The organism is Mesorhizobium sp. M2E.F.Ca.ET.209.01.1.1, assembly GCF_004010375.2.
In the GTDB taxonomy this organism is placed as follows: Bacteria; Pseudomonadota; Alphaproteobacteria; order Rhizobiales; family Rhizobiaceae; genus Mesorhizobium.
In genome coordinates this window covers 86,395-103,157 of sequence record NZ_SADP02000002.1, presented here as the reverse complement: position 1 = coordinate 103,157, position 16,763 = coordinate 86,395, and the positions used below count along the sequence as shown (strand labels likewise).

18 protein-coding genes and 1 pseudogene are annotated in these 16,763 nt (G+C 64.0%); 14 read left to right on the top strand and 5 right to left on the bottom strand.

The features are described from left to right. The first annotated feature begins 5 nt into the window (after window positions 1–5). From EN852_RS03960 to EN852_RS40745, 14 genes are all read left to right on the top strand, one after another. Window positions 6–1,253: a sugar ABC transporter substrate-binding protein gene (locus EN852_RS03960; RefSeq protein ID WP_127878255.1), complete on the top strand. Its 1,248-nt coding sequence runs from the start codon at window positions 6–8 to the stop codon at window positions 1,251–1,253. Between the two features lie 125 nt (window positions 1,254–1,378). Beyond that, window positions 1,379–2,275 (top strand): sugar ABC transporter permease, encoded by an 897-nt coding sequence (locus tag EN852_RS03955; RefSeq protein ID WP_127868462.1) that lies wholly within the window; start codon window positions 1,379–1,381, stop codon window positions 2,273–2,275. Between the two features lie 5 nt (window positions 2,276–2,280). Continuing rightward, entirely contained in the window at window positions 2,281–3,123 is an 843-nt protein-coding gene (locus EN852_RS03950; protein WP_127878257.1) for a carbohydrate ABC transporter permease, read from the top strand. A gap of 32 nt (window positions 3,124–3,155) precedes the next feature. Next, complete coding sequence (locus EN852_RS03945; protein WP_127878259.1) at window positions 3,156–3,977, top strand: sugar phosphate isomerase/epimerase; 822 nt, start codon at window positions 3,156–3,158, stop codon at window positions 3,975–3,977. A gap of 2 nt (window positions 3,978–3,979) precedes the next feature. Further along, window positions 3,980–5,056, top strand: coding sequence for a Gfo/Idh/MocA family oxidoreductase (locus EN852_RS03940; RefSeq protein WP_127878261.1), 1,077 nt, complete (start codon window positions 3,980–3,982; stop codon window positions 5,054–5,056). After that, window positions 5,056–5,874 (top strand): sugar phosphate isomerase/epimerase family protein, encoded by an 819-nt coding sequence (locus tag EN852_RS03935; protein ID WP_127878263.1) that lies wholly within the window; start codon window positions 5,056–5,058, stop codon window positions 5,872–5,874. The genes EN852_RS03940 and EN852_RS03935 overlap by 1 nt, the downstream gene beginning before the upstream one ends. Continuing rightward, window positions 5,874–6,701, top strand: a complete 828-nt coding sequence (locus tag EN852_RS03930) for an alpha/beta hydrolase (protein ID WP_127878265.1) — start codon at window positions 5,874–5,876, stop codon at window positions 6,699–6,701. Before EN852_RS03935 ends, EN852_RS03930 begins: the two co-directional genes overlap by 1 nt. Beyond that, the gene (locus EN852_RS03925) at window positions 6,698–7,420 is read left to right on the top strand and encodes a ribulose-phosphate 3-epimerase (RefSeq protein WP_127878267.1); all 723 of its coding nucleotides are present in this window, start codon (window positions 6,698–6,700) and stop codon (window positions 7,418–7,420) included. Before EN852_RS03930 ends, EN852_RS03925 begins: the two co-directional genes overlap by 4 nt. Then, window positions 7,420–8,403, top strand: a complete 984-nt coding sequence (locus EN852_RS03920; protein ID WP_127878269.1) for an ROK family protein — start codon at window positions 7,420–7,422, stop codon at window positions 8,401–8,403. The genes EN852_RS03925 and EN852_RS03920 overlap by 1 nt, the downstream gene beginning before the upstream one ends. 381 nt (window positions 8,404–8,784) lie before the next feature. Next, window positions 8,785–9,771, top strand: coding sequence for a substrate-binding domain-containing protein (locus EN852_RS03915; RefSeq protein WP_127878271.1), 987 nt, complete (start codon window positions 8,785–8,787; stop codon window positions 9,769–9,771). After that, the gene (locus EN852_RS03910; RefSeq protein WP_127878273.1) at window positions 9,768–10,772 is read left to right on the top strand and encodes an ABC transporter permease; all 1,005 of its coding nucleotides are present in this window, start codon (window positions 9,768–9,770) and stop codon (window positions 10,770–10,772) included. Before EN852_RS03915 ends, EN852_RS03910 begins: the two co-directional genes overlap by 4 nt. After that, a complete protein-coding gene (locus EN852_RS03905; protein ID WP_127249170.1) occupies window positions 10,769–11,533 on the top strand; it encodes an ATP-binding cassette domain-containing protein in 765 nt (254 codons plus the stop codon). The genes EN852_RS03910 and EN852_RS03905 overlap by 4 nt, the downstream gene beginning before the upstream one ends. A gap of 48 nt (window positions 11,534–11,581) precedes the next feature. Then, complete coding sequence (locus EN852_RS03900; protein ID WP_127878275.1) at window positions 11,582–12,667, top strand: Gfo/Idh/MocA family oxidoreductase; 1,086 nt, start codon at window positions 11,582–11,584, stop codon at window positions 12,665–12,667. A 26-nt stretch (window positions 12,668–12,693) separates the two neighbouring features. After that, window positions 12,694–12,852, top strand: a complete 159-nt coding sequence (locus EN852_RS40745) for a hypothetical protein (RefSeq protein WP_189545699.1) — start codon at window positions 12,694–12,696, stop codon at window positions 12,850–12,852. Here EN852_RS40745 and EN852_RS03895 read toward each other — a convergent pair. The 5 genes and pseudogenes from EN852_RS03895 to EN852_RS03875 form a co-directional block, all read right to left on the bottom strand. Beyond that, a pseudogene (locus EN852_RS03895) lies at window positions 12,834–13,035 on the bottom strand (pentapeptide repeat-containing protein); the annotation flags it as partial. The gene EN852_RS40745 and the pseudogene EN852_RS03895 overlap by 19 nt on opposite strands. Before the next feature lie 288 nt (window positions 13,036–13,323). After that, window positions 13,324–14,055: an ABC transporter ATP-binding protein gene (locus EN852_RS03890; RefSeq protein ID WP_127878277.1), complete on the bottom strand. Its 732-nt coding sequence runs from the start codon at window positions 14,053–14,055 to the stop codon at window positions 13,324–13,326. Beyond that, the gene (locus EN852_RS03885; protein ID WP_127878279.1) at window positions 14,052–14,780 is read right to left on the bottom strand and encodes an ABC transporter ATP-binding protein; all 729 of its coding nucleotides are present in this window, start codon (window positions 14,778–14,780) and stop codon (window positions 14,052–14,054) included. Before EN852_RS03885 ends, EN852_RS03890 begins: the two co-directional genes overlap by 4 nt. After that, the gene (locus EN852_RS03880) at window positions 14,767–15,846 is read right to left on the bottom strand and encodes a branched-chain amino acid ABC transporter permease (protein ID WP_246694167.1); all 1,080 of its coding nucleotides are present in this window, start codon (window positions 15,844–15,846) and stop codon (window positions 14,767–14,769) included. Before EN852_RS03880 ends, EN852_RS03885 begins: the two co-directional genes overlap by 14 nt. Before the next feature lie 13 nt (window positions 15,847–15,859). Continuing rightward, a complete protein-coding gene (locus tag EN852_RS03875) occupies window positions 15,860–16,729 on the bottom strand; it encodes a branched-chain amino acid ABC transporter permease (protein ID WP_042639200.1) in 870 nt (289 codons plus the stop codon). Window positions 16,730–16,763: the final 34 nt, after the last annotated feature.

Sequence of the window (16,763 nt, the reverse complement as noted above, 5' to 3'; positions counted from 1 at the left end):
AGAAAATGACGTTTCGGATAAAGCCCGCGATGCTGAAGATGGCCGCGGCCGCATGGCTGCTTGGCGCGACCAGCGCCATGGCGGACACGACCCTGGAATTCACCCAATGGTGGGAACCCGAATTGCCCGCAGGCTCGCTGCGGAAGATCATGGACGAATTCGAGGCCGCGAATCCCGGCATCAAGGTGACGCTGGTCAGCGGCCCCTACGCAGCAACGCGGGATCAGATCTCGGTCGGCGCGGCAACCGGAACGCTCAGCGACGTCGTCGGTCTCGACGGCGCCTGGGTGAACAATTTGAACGCACAGAACGCGCTCGCCGACATGAATCCGATGATGGACGCGAGCGGCTTCGACAAAGCCCAAGTCGCTGACATCATCAAGGTGGACGGCAAGGCTGTGATGTTTCCGGTCGCTTCCTTCGTCTATCCGGTGTTCGTCAATCTGGACCTTGCCGCCCAGGCAGGCGTCACCAAGCTGCCGTCGACACGCGCGGAGTTCCTCGAAGCCGCCAAGAAGATGACCCATGCCGACAAGAACCAGTATGGCTGGGTGCTGCCGCTGTCGATGCAGTCGCCGTCCGGCGTCCAGAACGACATGATGTCGTGGGTCTGGGCGTCGGGCCAGTCGATGATGGCTGACGGCAAGCCCGCTCTCGAGGGCAAGCCAGTGGTGGACATGCTCACCTTCGTCAAATCGCTCAATGACGCAGGCACCATCTCGCCCGGCATCGCCACCAAGACCGAACAGGAAAAGGTCGAGGAATTCGTCAACGACCGCGTCGGGATGATGATCGACTCGCTCGCGCATGTGAACCTCATCCGCAAGCGCAATCCCAAGCTGAACTTCGACCTCATCCCGGTCCCGGTCGTAGAGGGCTATACGGGCAAGCGCGGCCTTCCCTATGCCTCCTGGGGCATCGGCATCTCCGCCGGCTCGAAACACCAGGAAGAGGCCTGGAAACTCGTCCAATATCTCATGAGCGAGAAGGTCAACGCCAAGCTGGTGTCGCTGGCCAACGCCTTTCCGGGCAACGTCAACGCCAAGCCCGACTTCGTGACCTCGGACAAGGCCTTCGGCAAGGCTTTCGAAATCTTCAAGACCGGTTACCTCGCCAACGAGTTCACGGGTCTGCCGGTGGCTGAAGACCTGATGACCCAGTTCGACGTCGAAGCCCAGAAGATGCTGGCCGGCGAGCAGTCTCCGGAACAGGCCGCGGCCAACGCTCAAAAAGGATGGACGGCGAAATTCTGATTAGCCTGTTTTACGATCTTCGACCGGGAGGCCTGGCTTCGGGCAGGCCTCCCGGCAGCAAGGCACCGGCAACGCGAGTGTTCGCGAAGCTCACCTTCTCTCGAAGGTGTATCCAAGGTTGGCATATGACCCGGCAGAAGCGCTCCCGTCACAGACTGAAAAGAACGGTCGCACCCTATCTCTATCTGTCGCCCTCGCTGGTGATCATTGGCCTTTTGATGCTGCTGCCGATGGTGACGGTGATTTCCTATTCGTTCCAGAACAGCGCGGTGCTGCGTCGCGACTCATCCTTTGCCGGACTGAAACACTACCAGGCGATCTTTGCCGATCCCGTGTTCTGGGCCTCGCTATGGCACACGCTCTACTTCACGTGTATGAGCGTCATTTTCCACATGACCATCGGCATGATCTTCGCGCTCATGCTGAACAGCGACCGCATCAATCCGACGCTGCGCAACATCCTGCGCGTGCTCTACATACTGCCCTGGCTTTTCACCGCGGTGATCATCGCGGTGATCTGGCGCCTGCTGCTCGAGCCCAACGGTGTCGTAAACAGCATTCTCATGCAGTTGGGCATCATCGGTTCCAAGATCGAGTGGTTTTCCTCGCCCGAGACCGCGTTGCACGCCGTCACCTTCGCCAATATCTGGGCGGGCTACCCGCTCTTCATGGTCAGCCTGCTCGCGGGCCTGCAGGGCATCCCCAAGGATTTCTACGAGGCCGCCGATATCGACGGGGCGAAGGCCTACCAGAAGCTGATCTTCATCACCATCCCGCAGCTGATGCCGATCATCATCAGCATCTCGTTGCTCGATTTCATCTGGACGATGCAGGTCTTCCCGTTGATCTGGATCACGACGGGCGGCGGTCCGATCTACTCGACCGAGGTGCTCAGCACCTACACCTACAAGCTGGCGTTCTCGAGCTACAACCTGTCCCAGGCGTCGGCGAGCGCCGTGGTCATCCTGCTGATCTCGCTTGGCCTGACGCTGTTCTACATCCGTTATCAAAAGGCCCGGTAATCACCATGAGGAAAAGGCACACGACGAAGGACAGGCTGATCACCGTCGCGCTGCATATCGCGCTTGTCGCGGGGCTGTTTTTCGCGGCCTTCCCGATCTACTGGATGCTGAGCAGCTCGTTCAAATCGAACACCGAGATCTTCGCCCTGCCGCCGACCATCCTGCCGAAAGCCTTCACCGTCGAAGCCTATGCAGCGATCCTTGGCGACCCGGTCAAGCTGCGCTTCTTCTTCAACAGCTACTTCGTGGCCTTCGCGGTGACCGTGCTGACGGTGCTGATCGCCTTGCTGGCGGCCTATGGGTTCAGCCGCTTCAATTTCCGAGGCAAGGGCAGCCTGAACACACTCATCATCAGCACGCAGACCATCCCGCCGATCACGCTTCTGATCCCATTCTTCGGGCTCGTCGTCTCGTATCGCATCTTCGACACCTATACCGCGCTGATCCTCACCTATCTGGTGTTCACCCTGCCCTACGCGATCCTGCTGATGACCGGATATCTGAACACCTTGCCGCGCGATCTCGACGAAGCGGTGGCCGTCGACGGCGGCACCAGTTGGACAGCTCTCTGGCGGGTGATCGTGCCGATCTCGCTGCCCGGCATCGTGGCGACGTCGGTTTACACCTTCCTTTTGTGCTGGAACGAGTTCCTCTTCGCACTGACGCTGACGAAGTCGACGTCGATGCGCACCGTCCCGATCGGCATCCAGCTTTTGATGGGGCAGCATGCCTTCGAGTGGAACCAGATGATGGCGATGAGCGTGCTCGGCTCGCTGCCGCTCTTGCTGATCTACCTCATTGCCCAGAGGTTCTTCCTCGCCGGCATGACCGCTGGCTCGGTCAAATAGGCACGCCCCGCGGAGAACCAAGGATTGAAAGGATGAACGTGAAAGACCTCAAAGTCGGCTGCCAGACCTTCACCTGGGAAATGCTGGGAGACCGGTTCTCCGGCGGCCCCGATGATCTCATCAAGGCGATCGCCGATGGCGGCTATGCCGGCATCGAGATCACCGACACGATGATCGGCCGCTACGCCAGCAAGCCATCGGAATTCGCCGCCGCGCTGAAGTCGTCCAGCCTGACGCTGGTTTCCTTCGCCTTCGGCTCGAGGAGCGGCTTTACGCTCAAAGAGAAAATCGGCGAGGATATCGACACCGCCAAGCGCTGGATCGACTTCGCCGCCGCCTTTCCGGGGGCGCTGGTGTCGATGGGCTCGGCGACCGTCGTGTCGGACGGGCCGCGCGAGGACAAGTTCGCCATCGCCGCGGAAGTCTACAACAAGGCCGGCGAGATCGGCCGCAAGACCGGCGTCCAGGTCGCGGTGCATCCGAGCTCGCACCACAACACGCTGCTGTTCGACCGTGCCGATTACGACCGCATCTTCGCCCTGATCGACGCTTCGCTGGTCGGCTGGGTGCCTGACACGGGGCACATATTGCGCGGCCACAAGGACATGGCCGACACGCTCACGACCTATCGCGACCGCATCCGCTACGTGCATCTGAAAGATGTCGACGCGAACGGCACTTGGGCGATGCTTGGCAAGGGCGTCTGCGACACGGCAAAAGTGATCGAGATCGCCGGCGCCGCCCCCAACTTCAACGGCTGGCTGATTCTGGAAGAGGAGTCCGAGACCGCTGCCGCCGATCCGGCCGGCGCGGTGAAGACCAATCGCCAGACCATGCGCGGCTACGGAGCCTGACGATGATCGCCAAGAAAGACCGTCGCCTTCGCGTAGGTGTGCTCGGCTGCGGGCCGATCGCGCAATTCGCGCATCTGGAATCCTGCGTGAAGGCAAGCAACGCCGACCTCTACGCGATCTGCGATGCGGCACCCGATCTGCTGGCGCGGATGGGCGCCACCTACGAGCCGCGCAAGATGTATGGCGACTATGACGAGATGCTCGCCGATCCACAGCTCGAGGCGGTGATTGTCGCCACGTCGGACGCCTATCACGTGCCGATGTCGATCAAGGCGCTGCAAGCCGGCAAGCATGTGCTGTGCGAGAAGCCGATCGGCGTGTCAGTCGAGGAAGGCGAGAAGCTTGCCGAAGCGGTCAAGCGCTCGGGCAAGGTGCTGCAGGTCGGGCACATGAAACGCTTCGACCCGGCGCTGGAAGCGGCGCGCGATTTCGTGCGCGACGAGATGGGCGAGATCCTGGCGCTCAAGGCCTGGTATTGCGATTCCACCCATCGCTACACCAACACCGACGCCGTGCAACCACTGCCCGTCACCAGTAAGCTGGCGAGGAAGCCGGGCGGCAATCCGAAGGCGGACCTGCGGCAGTATTTCATGCTGGCGCATGGCTCGCATCTCGTCGACACGGCGCGCTTCCTATGCGGCGAGATCACTGCCGTTCGTGCCCGCCTCAACGAGCGCTTCGGCGCCTATTGCTGGTTCGTCGAGACGGAATTCGCCAATGGCGCGCTCGGCCATCTCGACCTCACCGTCGCCGTGCGCATGGACTGGCATGAGGGCTTCCAGCTCTATGGCGAGAACGGCTCGGTGATCGCGAAGACCTTCAATCCCTGGTATTTCCGCGCCAGCGAGGTCGACATCTTCCACGAGAAGGACGCGACCTCGCGCAAGCCGCTCGGCGCCGACGGCCATTTCTTCCGTCGCCAGTTGGAAGGCCTGGCCGACACGGTGCTCAACGGCGCGCCACAGCGCGGCGCCACGGTTGACGACGGGCTCGCCTCGATCCGCGCCATGGTGGCGATCGCCCGCTCGGTCGAGAGCGGCGAGCGCGTCGCGCTCGCCAATGTGACGGGAGCGGTCTGATGCAGGTCGGCGTGTTCGCCAAGACTTTCCCGGGCAGCGAGCCGACCGGCGTGCTTGCCGCTGTCCGAGATGCGGGCTTCGCGGTCACCCAGTTCAACCTCGCCTGCGCCGGCCTTCCGTCGATGCCCGACGCGGTTCCGGACGCGGCAATCGACGCCATCGGTGCTGCTGCCAAGGCGACCGGGATCGGTCTCGTCGCTCTCTCCGGCACCTACAACATGGCGCACCCGGACATCCGGATGCGAGAGGATGGACTGCGACGGCTGGCGGTCGTCATCGAAACCGCGGCCAGACTTTCGATCCCGCTCGTCACGCTCTGCACCGGGACGCGCAACGTCGAGGATCAGTGGGCGTACCATCCCGACAATTCCGATCGATCAGCCTGGGCCGACATGGCGCGCGAGATGGAAAAGGCTCTTCGGCTTGCCGAGCGCCACAGCGTCGATCTCGGCATCGAGCCGGAGCAAGCCAACATCGTCACATCGGCCGAAGACGCCATGCGGCTGATCGGCGAGATGGGCTCGCAGCGGCTGCGCATCGTGCTCGATCCAGCCAATCTGTTCGAGCGAGCGAATGCCGAACAGGCACGCTCCATCGTTGCCGAAGCGGTCGAGCGCGCGGCGGGCCATGTCTCTCTGGCGCATGCCAAGGACCGCTTCGCCGACGGCCGCTTTGTCACGGCCGGACAGGGCGTGATCGATTTCCCCGATTTCATCGCCCGGCTGAAAGCCACAGGCTTCGACGGGCCGCTGGTGACACACGGGCTATCGGCCGGGGAGGCGCCGGGCGTCGCGCGTTTTCTCAAGGAGCTGGTGTGATGGCGGGGCAGATTGCGCTTCTTCGCGACGGCGCGACGCTGCTCGGCACCGACACGGGCGAAGGCCCGGCTGTTGTCTTCCAGCACGGGCTAGGCGGCGGCGAGGCGCAGGTCGCGCAGACTTTCCCCACCGGCTTCCGCCGCATCACGCTGGAATGCCGCGGCCATGGCGGCTCAGGCCTCGGTGAACGGCGGCCGTTCTCGTTCGAAATGTTCGCCGACGATGTGCTTGCCGCAGCCGACCGGGCCGGCCTCGAGCGCTTCTTCGCCGGCGGCGTTTCGATGGGCGCGGGAATCGCGCTGCGCCTCGCCTGCCGCCATCCGGAGCGCGTCACCGGCCTCATCCTGGTGCGGCCGGCATGGACGTTCTCGCCAGCGCCGCAGAACCTGCAGCCGATCGCCGAGGTCGCCGAGCTCCTCCTCGAACATAGCGCCGACGAGGCAAGGACGATCTTCGCACGATCGGACCCTGCTGCACGGCTCTATCGCGAGGCGCCCGACAATCTCTCCTCGCTGCTTGGCTATTTCGACCGGCCCGACGCCAAAGCCTTCGCCCAGGTGCTTGCCAATATTTCGGCCGACGGACCCGGTGTTTCCGAAAGCGATGCCGCGAGGCTCGACATACCGGCGCTGGTCATCGGCAACGAAATCGATGCCGTGCACCCATTGTCGACCGCACATGCACTGGCCGTCGCGATACCGAACTCGACCTTTGCCGAGATCACGCCCAAGGCGCGCGACAGCGCGAAGCATTTCGCCGAACTGCACGAGCAGATCAGCTTGTTCCTTCATTCCCACTCGAAAGCCCGGAGCCTCATTCCGTCATGATCGCCAAACCTCTCTCCGGACCCGCGGCCATAGCCGGCCTGCCGCGCAACCGGCTCATCGGTGAATTCTCGCTGTGGTCGGCGGATCTCGCCAACATGGAGCGCGACCTGAAGCGGATCGAAGCCCATGCCGACCTGCACCACATCGACGTGGCGGACGCCCGCTTCACGCCCGGCTTCCTGTTCTTCCCGGATCTGGTGGCGCGCATCGCCAAGCTGACGGCCAAACCGATCCACGTGCATTTGATGGTCGAGGCGGAAATCGTCGAGGCACAGACGCGCCAGTTCATCGAGGCCGGCGCCGACCTTGTCACCATCCACGCCGAAAACGGCGAGGCCGCGTTGCGCGCGGTCAAGCTGGCGCGTGAGCTCGGCGCCGAGGCGGGCGTGGTGCTGCGGCTAGAAACGCCGATCTCCGCGATCGCGCCGTTCCTGCCTAACGTCGCCTTCGTGACGCTGCTCGGCACCTCGATCGGCGTCAAGGGGCAGAGCCTGTCCGAAAAAGCCTGCCCACGCCTGATCGAGGCGCGCGCGCTGATGCGAAAAGCCGGCCGCGAGGCCGACATCATTTTGGCCGCCGATGGCGGCATCCGCCATGAGACGGTGCCGCTGCTGCGCGCCGCCGGCGCCGAAACGGTGGTGCTCGGCTCGCTTGCCTTCGGCGACCCCGACCTCGCGCAGCGCATGGCCTGGTTGCACGGGCTGAGGGCCGCCGCCTGATGAGCACGCTTGCGCTTGCCTTCGATCTAGGTGGCACCGAGCTGCGCGGCGCGCTGATCGGGCGCGGCGGCGAGGTTGTGGCGCGCTTCTCGGAACCGACGATGACCGAAGCGGGATCGGAGGCGGTCATCGGCCGGATCATCGCGCTCGCCGAAAAGCTGCTGAACGACCACCCGCAGGCCAAAGTGATCGGTATCGGCGCCTGCGCGCCAGGTCCGCTCGACCCCAAGGCGGGCATCGTCATCGGACCGCCGACGCTCTCCGGCTGGCACAACGTGCCTATGATCGACATTTTGAGCCGGCAGTTCGGGCTGCCGGTGCGGTTGGAGAACGATGCCAATGCGGCAGCGCTCGGCGAATGGCGCTTCGGCGCCGGACGCGGCGCCGGCTCGCTGGTCTTCGTCACCGTGTCGACCGGCATCGGCGGCGGCGTGATCGCCGACGGCCACATCTATCACGGCAGGCGCGGGCTGGCGGCCGAGATCGGCCACATGACGATCACCGGAGAAGGCGATCGCTGTTTCTGCGGCAATGTCGGCTGCTTCGAGGCTGTCGCTTCGGGCACCGCTCTCGGGCGCCGGGCGACGCGGCTCACCGCGCCTGGCGACGGCTCGCAGTTGCGGCGGCTTTCCAATGATGGCGATGTCTCCGCCCGCCATGTCGTCGAGGCCGCGCGGACAGGCGATGCGGCGGCGCGCGACCTGGTCGAGGCGGAGGCGAAATGGCTAGGCATCGGCTTCACCAATCTTCTGCATCTCTACTCGCCTGAGGTGATCGTCATGGGCGGCGGACTCGCCAACGGCTTCGACCTCCTGGCGCCGGGGATCAGGGCAACGATCGAGGAACGGGCCATGCAGGCCTATCGCGACGTGCCGATCGTGCCGGCCGAGCTCGGCGACCGCGCCGGGCTCGTGGGCGCTGCCAGCCTTATCCTGTGGGAGGGCGAACCGGGCACGGCGTTGGCCATGGTGCAGAACGACTGAACCGGGAGCTCGCCGGAGAAGCCCGGCCGCCCCGAGGGCGGTAAGTCCGGCCGAAGCTGAAGTTGCACAGGGCGTGCAAATCTATCGATCGGCGAAGATCATCGAAGGGCGCCTTCCCCACATCCTAGACCTAAAATGCACGGTATTCCATTTTAATTCTTGACGTACGTAAAATTATTTCCAAACATGCGATAACGCTGAGGTGATATCATCAGCGCTCTGGGAGGAGCAACGACTGATATGAAAGAAACCCGAACCGGGCGCCTTGCGCGCGCACCAGCTTGTCTTTCCAACGCAAGCCCCGGGCTCGCGTGCGTTTCGTCAGCCATGCCGTTCGCAGAACAACGAGCCGACAATCAAAAATCCGGAGGAGGAAGATATATGCGCATGTTCAATTGCCTGGCGCTCGGCGCTGGCCTGCTTGTCACGCCGCTCGCCGTGCCTGCGCACGCCGAAGAGGCCAAGGTCGCGGCGATCGTCAAAGGCCTCGACAATCCGTTCTTCCAGACCATGCAGAAGGGCATCGAGGAACAGGCCAAGGCCGACGGCGTCGGTGTCACCGTGCAGGCCGCCGCCAATATGGGCGATGCGACGGGGCAGGCCGACAAGCTGACGGCCATGGCCCTGCAGGATTATGATTGCTACCTGGTCAATCCGATCAGCGTCTCCAACCTGGTACAGGCGCTCGTGCCGGTCGCCCAGAAGAAGAAGCCGATCGTCAACATCGACTCGACCATAGATGCCGAGCAGGCCAAGGCCGCGGGCTTCGCCGTGTCAACCTATATCGGCACCGACAACGTCGCCGCCGGCGCGCTGGCCGGCGAGGAGATGCTGAAGCTGGTGCCGAAAGGCTCCAAGGTGGCGCTGATTGCCGGTATCGTCGGCGACGTCGGCTCGAACGCCCGCATCAAGGGCTTCAAGCAGGCGGTCGAGGGTAAGCTGGAAGTGGTGGTTATGGTGAGCGCCGACTGGGATCGCGAGAAGGCGCTGACTGCTGCAACCGACATCCTGGCCGCGCATCCTGATCTCGCCGGCTTCTTTGCCGCCAACGATATCATGGCGCTCGGCGTCGAGCGGGCCGTGCGGACGTCCGGCAAGGACGTCAAGGTGATCGGCCTCGACGGCATTGTCGACGCGCTGAAATCGGTCGCCGCCGGCGAACTCTCGGCCACCGTCGCGCAATACCCCTATGTGGTCGGCGCGATGGGTGTGGAAGCCTGCAAGGCGGCCGCCATGGGCAAGGAACTGCCCGCCAACGTGCCGGCGCCAGTGCTGTTGATCAACAAGGACAATGCGGAAGCCTCGCTGAAGAACTTCCCGCGTCCAGGCGGCGACTATCCCGATCCCTTGCGCGAGATGCTGAAGTGAGCCTTCCAGCCGACAACGCGCCCGCCTCTCGACAGGCGGGCGTCCACGAGGAGAGCCGCCCCTCCCTGGCGGCTCTCCTCATCGATCCTTCCTTCTGGGCCGACTGGGCATCCGTCGTCGGCCTGGCCGGTCTCGTCATCCTGTTCGGCGTCACCTCGCCAGTCTTCCTCACAGTCGCCAACATGCAGGCGATGCTGCTTGCCGCCGCGATCCTGGTGGTGCTGTCGATCGGCCAGACCTTCGTTGTCGCCACGTCCGGCATCGACCTGTCGCTAGCAGCCTCCGTCATGCTCGGCGCGGTCATCCTCGGCCTGGTCAATGCGGCAGATCTTGGCATCTTCGCCGCCTGCGTGCTCGCGGTGCTCGCCACCAGCGCCATAGGCTTGATGAACGGCGTGCTGATCACCGCCGGGCGTATTCCCGATTTCGTGGTGACGCTCGGCACGCTCTCCGGCATCACTGGTCTTGGCCTCATCCTGTCTGGCGGCGAGCCGACCATGGTGGGCTCCACGTTCCTGCTCAAGCTCGCGTCAGGCTATCTCGGGCCGTTCGGCTATCCGGTGTGGGTGGCGATCGCGGCCGTCCTTGTCGCGCATGTTGCGCTCTACCACACGCGGTTCGGCGTGCATCTGCTTGCCACCGGCGGCCAGGCCGAGAGCGCCAGCGCGCTCGGCATCCGCACGAACCGGGTCAAGATCGCCGCCTACACGATCTCCGGCTTCTGCGCCGGCATCGCGTCGATCCTTCTGGTGGCGCGCATCGGCTCGGCCGAGCCGCAGATCAACACGAGCCTGCTTCTGAACTCCGTGGCGGCCGTGGTGCTGGGCGGCGTCAGCCTGTTCGGCGGACGCGCCAGCATCCTGGGACCGGCCATCGGCGCGCTGATGCTGACGGCCCTCGTCAACGGGCTGACGCTGCTCAGCGTCTCGGCCTTCTATCAACCACTTGCCGTGGGCGTGATCGTGGTCCTGGCGGCGCTTATCATGCGGTATCAGAAATGAGCACCGTCAATCACATCGCGCCTTCCGAGGCGATCCTCGCCTGCCAAGGCCTGAGCAAGCATTTCGGCGGCATCCGCGCCTTCACCGATGTCGGGTTTCAAGCCCGGCGAGGTGAGGTCACTGCAGTCATCGGCGACAATGGCGCCGGCAAGTCGACGCTCATCCGATGCCTGGTCGGCGTGCATGTGCCCGATGGCGGCACGATCTATTTCGACGGCCGCCAGCACCCGTTCTCCAATCCGGACGAGGCGCGCAAATCGGGCATCGAGACCGTGCACCAGAACCTGGCGCTGATCGACGAATTGACTGTGGCGCAGAACCTCTTCCTGAACCGTGAGATCGTGCGCCGCATCGGCCCGTTCGCTCTACTCGACCGCAAGGCGATGAAAGACCAGGCGCGCGCCATGTTGTCACGGCTGTCGATCAACGTGCCGTCCGTGACCCAGCGCGTCCGGCGTCTCTCGGGCGGCCAGAGGCAGGCGATCTCGATCTGCCGCGCGGCTGGGTCCGGCGCCAAGCTGGTGGTTATGGACGAGCCGACGGCGGCGCTTGGCGTGCAGGAAACGGCAAATGTCGAGGCCCTTATCCGCAAGCTGCGCGAGCAAGGTGTAAGCGTCATCCTGATCAGCCATAATTTTGATCAGGTGCGACGGCTCTCCGACCAGATCTGGGTGATGCGTGCTGGCAAGATGGTGGCGACGGTGCGCTCATCCGAAACCACCGGCAACGAGCTCGTGGCGCTGGTGACCGGCGCGGCGTGAACGCCGCGTCGCGCTTGGAGATTGAAACAACTAGCGAAGGAGTTTGCCGTGGCGCTGATCCGTGTCGGGCTTGTGGGTCTTGGAGAGGTCGCGCAATCGATCCATCTGCCGGTGTTGGCTGACCAGCGCGACCGCTGGGTCATCGCCGGCGCCTATGACGTATCACCGAGCCTGGTGAAGCTCATCACCTCGCAATATCCAACCGCCAAGGCCTATGAAAGCGCCGAGGCGCTGATCAATTCGCCGGACATTGACGCGGTCTTCGTGCTCTCATCGGACGACACGCACAGCCGCTTCGTCCGGGCCGCGATCACAGCCAACAAGCATGTGCTGCTCGAAAAGCCGGCCTGCCTGACGGTGCGCGAGATCGACGAGCTGATGGTGCTGAGCAAGGATTATAAAAAGACGATCTTCGTCGGCTACATGCGCCGCTACGCGCCGGCTTATCTGGCGGCGCGAGACGAGTTGCCGGCACACGGAGACATCACCCATGTGCGCATTTTCGACCTGATCTCGGAAGGCCGGCATTTTCTCAAGAAAAGCCAGAACGTCCTCTACCCCGCCGATATCGACGCTACGATCCTTTCGCGCGGTGCCGAGGAGCGCGACGCGCTGATCCGCGAGGTGGTCGGAAAAGACGCATCGGCCGACCTCGTGCGCGCCTATCGCGGCCTGACGGCGCTCTCCTCGCACCACATCTCGGCCATGCGCGGCTTGATCGGCGAGCCGCGGCGCGTGGTGGCGGCGCACCGCACCAATGGCGGCGCCAATACCAGCGTCACCTTCGACTATGGCCACTTCGCCTGCCTCTATGACGCGGTGGTCGACGATCTCGGCCTGTTCGACGCCATGATCGAGGTTCGCTCCAACACCAAACGGGTACGGATCATCTACGACACGCCCTATATCCGCAGCCTGCCGACGCGCCTGGAGGTGACGGAGGCCGGGTCGCTCGGACCAGTGACGAAGGCCTTCGGACCGCTTTACGGCGATGCCTTCTCCAACGAACTGGAGACATTTCACCGCCACATTATGGAGGGCACCAAGCCGGTCACCGACCTGGCGGACTCACGACGCGACCTTGCGCTGATGGCCGAGATCATCGCACGGATGAGAGAGAGCGGCGGGAGATAGGGTCGCTCGCTACGGCACCAACGCGCTTGGAACTGGCAGCGGCCGGCAAGGCGGCCGTTGCCCTCACGGGCGCGAGCATTATTTCGCCTGCCACGGCCGCGCCCATGCTCGATTCGAACGGCCGGATCCTCGGCCGCCTCGACACATCCTACTCCAACGAGGCTCGCTATTTCTGCTGGAATTGACAGGGCCAATTTTCTGGCCTGGTCAAGCCAGAAGGCAACTCAGCAAGCCATGTTGAGCTGCCATTGGGACAGACCCGCCGATTTGGAAAGATCGAGGCCCTCGATACGGGTCAGAAAGAAAAAAGCGCCGTCAGAGTCTATCGGCGCGGTGAACGTCGCTCCTCGGAAGTCCGCCCGCGCGAGAACTATGCGCTCGGCAATTCGCGACGAGCCCTGTTTCTTGCTGACGTGTGCATCGACTGGTGACAGCGGCAGCCTTCGTCCTTGCAGCGTTGTTTTCCAGTTTCGGCGCCATCCTCCTGCTGCACCAGCCAGACCTTTCAGGACATAGGGGACCCCTTCTCTGATACCGGTCATGTCGGCCGTGGTGGTCGAGGCACCTCGATCCAGGGGCCGCCGAGGGACATCTGAACGCTGGGAAAGGCTATCGAACTGCCCCCCTGCTCGCGCTGGCGCGTCGTCCTCGAGCGATTACGAACTCTGCCGGGCCCTCTTGCCGAGATAGAGCTCCTGCATGACCGGCGACAGTTTCAATTGCTCGATGCCGCCAGACGCCACGATGCGGCCGGAATTCATCAGATAGCCTTGCTCGGCCACCGAGAGTGCAAGTCCGGCGTTCTGCTCGACGAGCAGCACAGCGGCGCCAAACTTCTCGCGCACGTCGATGATGATGCCCTGCAGCTCCGACACCAGCAATGGCGACAGTCCGAGCGAGGGTTCGTCGAGCAACAGGATCCGTGGTCTGGCCATAAGGCCGCGCGCGATGGCCAGCATCTGCTGCTGGCCGCCGCTGAGCGTGCCCGCCTTGGCGCCGCGCTTCTTGGCAAGGATGGTGAAATAGTTCTCCATCAGGGTGATGTCGGCTTCGACCGCATCTCTGTCCTGGCGGCAGTAGGCTCCAAGCAAAAGGTTCTCGCGCACGCTCATGTCGGCGAAGACATGGCGGCCCTCGGGCACCATCACGACGCCGAGCGCAGCTTTTTCATCGGCGTGCAGCGCGGTGACATCGCGGCCCTCGAAGGTCATCGTGCCGCGCCGCGGCTTCACCAGACCGGCGATGGAACGCAACAGGGTCGTCTTGCCGGCCCCGTTGGGCCCCAAGATGGTGACGATCTCATTTTGGCCGACCGCGAGCGAGACGTCGCGATTGACCGAGACGGGCCCGTAGCCGGTGTCGACATGCTCTACGGCAAGCAGGTTCATGACGCGGCCGCCTTCTTGTCGGGACCGAGATAGACCTCGCGCACCTTGGGATCAGAAAGCACCTCTCCCGGCGGACCTTCGGCGATCTTGGTGCCGAAATCGAGCACGACGAGGCGGTCGCAGAGGTCGGCCATCATGTCCATGTCATGGTCGATGAGGCAGACGCCAATGCCTTGCGGCGGCAATTGCGCGATGACCGCCGCGAACGCCTGCGCCTCGCTGTCGTTCAGCCCAGCGCCGGGTTCGTCGAGCAGTAGGAGTTCGGGCGAGACGCCGAGCGCGACGGCCAGCCCAAGGCGTCTCAGGCTGCCGAAGGGCAGCGATCCCGCTATCGCCCTGCCGAGCGGCGCCAGGCCGACAAAGTCCAGGATCATGCCGGGCGACGCCCACCGGCTGTCGTCCCTCCTGCCCTGCTCCCAGGCGATGCGGACATTTTCGTCGACGGTCAGACCGGGAAACGACATCGCCTGCTGGAACGTCCGCACCAGCCGCTTTCGCGCGATGCGGTGCGCGCCGATATTGGTGATGTCCTGGCCTTGCCACGATACCGTGCCGCCGGTCGCCGGGTGGACGCCGGTGACGACGTTGAACAAGGTCGTCTTGCCGGAGCCGTTGGGGCCGACGATGCCGACCACTTGGTCGGTGCCGATGTCGACATCGATGCCGTTGAGCGCGACGACGCCGCCGAATTGCTTGCGCAGACCCCTCACCTCAAGCGCGGCCATTCGTGCCTCCGCCTTGCTTTTCGAACCCGCCGCGAACCGCGCAGTAGACGTTCTTGATGCCTGCTCCGACTCCGCCCGGCAGCAGAAGGATCACCAGAAGCAGACAGACGCCGTAGGCGATGCGGGAATCGACCGGATCGAGGTTCAGCACCTCGGGCAGGAAATTGACGACGACCGCGCCGATCAGCGGCCCGTAGAGATAGCGGGCGCCGCCCAGCATGACCATCAGCGCCAGGTAGAGGCTCGGGAAAGCGCCGAACAGGGTCGGCGAGATGTGGCGCAGGTAGTAGAGCTGCAGCACGCCGGCGAGACCGGCGAACAGGCCTGAAACCATCAGCACGCCAAGCTTGTGCAGGTCGACATTGATGCCGACCGAACGCGCCAGCTGCTCGTTCTCGCGGATGGCCCGCAACGTCCGGCCGTAGCGCGAAATGCCGATGAGATAGGTCGCGGCGAGCGCCAGGAAGAGCGCCGCCAGGACCAAATAGTAATTGTTGGAGAGCTTGTCGAAATTGATGCCGGGCAAGGGCGTGACCGACCCGACATCGAGACCGGTGGCGGATCCGGTGAAGGTGCCGCCATTGGTGAGCACGATGACGAACAGGGCGCAGAAGCAGAAGGTGATGATGATGTAATGCTGTCCGCCCACCCGCAGCGTAGGCAGACCGATGACGCCGCCGACGATCGCCGACAAGGCCATGGCGAAGGGCAGCGAGGTCCAGAAGCCCAAGCCGAGCTGCACGGAAAGGATGGCCGAGGCATAGGCGCCGACCCCCATCAGCGCCGCATGGCCGACCGACATGATGCCGGCCTGGCCGAACTGCAGACCGAGGCCGTAGAGGCCGATCGCCGTATAGAGCGTCGTGATGGCGATCGACAGAAAGCGGTAGCCGAGGCCGAGCCAGGGCAAGGCAATGAGCAGCACCGCCAGCAGGATTGCCGTGATCGCCTGGACGCTGGCCGGCAGCGGAACGGCGGCATTGTCGGCCGTCAGAAGCGCGAGCCGATCCCGTGCCCTGACGCCTTCTGGCGCGGCGCCTGTCTTGCCGGCGCTGTTGTCGGTCATTGGCATCGACATCTCACGATGCCTTCGGGCCGAGCGTGCCGCCAAGCAGCCCCTGGGGCCGCAGCACCAGGATCAGGATCATCACGACCAGCGAATAGGCGTCGGTCCATTCCGGATATCCGTAACCGGCGCTGAGGCCGTCGACGAGGCCGAGCACGAGACCGCCGACGACGGCGCCGCCGACATTGCCGAGACCGCCGATCAGCGAGACCGCAAAGCCGCGGATGATGATGACGCTGCCGGTGAAGGGCGTGATCGGAAACAGCGAGATCATCAGCGCGCCGCCGATGCCGGCAAGCAGGCTGCCATAGATGAAGACGCCGGTGACGTAGCGGCGAACCGGAATGCCCATCAGCTCGGCGGTGTCGCGGTCAGAAACGCTCGCCCGCAACGCCATCCCATAGCGGCTGCGCGAGATGCCGAAATAGGTTATCGCCACGATCACGGCCGTTACCGCGACGACGATCGCACGCATCGCGATGATATCCACGCCGCCGATCGTCCAGACTAGGCCGACCGGGTCGGTGATGCTTTTCTGGAACTCGTTGAAGACGCGGATGACGGCGTGCTGCAGGATCACGCTGAGGCCGATCGACATGATGAAGCCGTTCATCGGCCGGTTCAGCGTGAAGCGGAACAGGCATCGTTCGGCGGCAAAGCCGAGCGCCCCGACCAGCAGGCCGGCCAACACCAGCGCCACAAAGAAGTTCATCCCGGCGCCGACCATGAACCAGGTCGCCATGCCCCCGACCATCAGGAACTCGCCATGCGCGAAATTGACGATGCCGGCCAGGCCGAAGATCAGCGTGATGCCGATGCCGATGAGAATGGTGACGCTGGCAACCGAGAGGCTGTTCACCAGTTGCTGCACAAAAATGTCCATAATCAAATCCGGGTGGCGAACCTGCAGGGAAGGA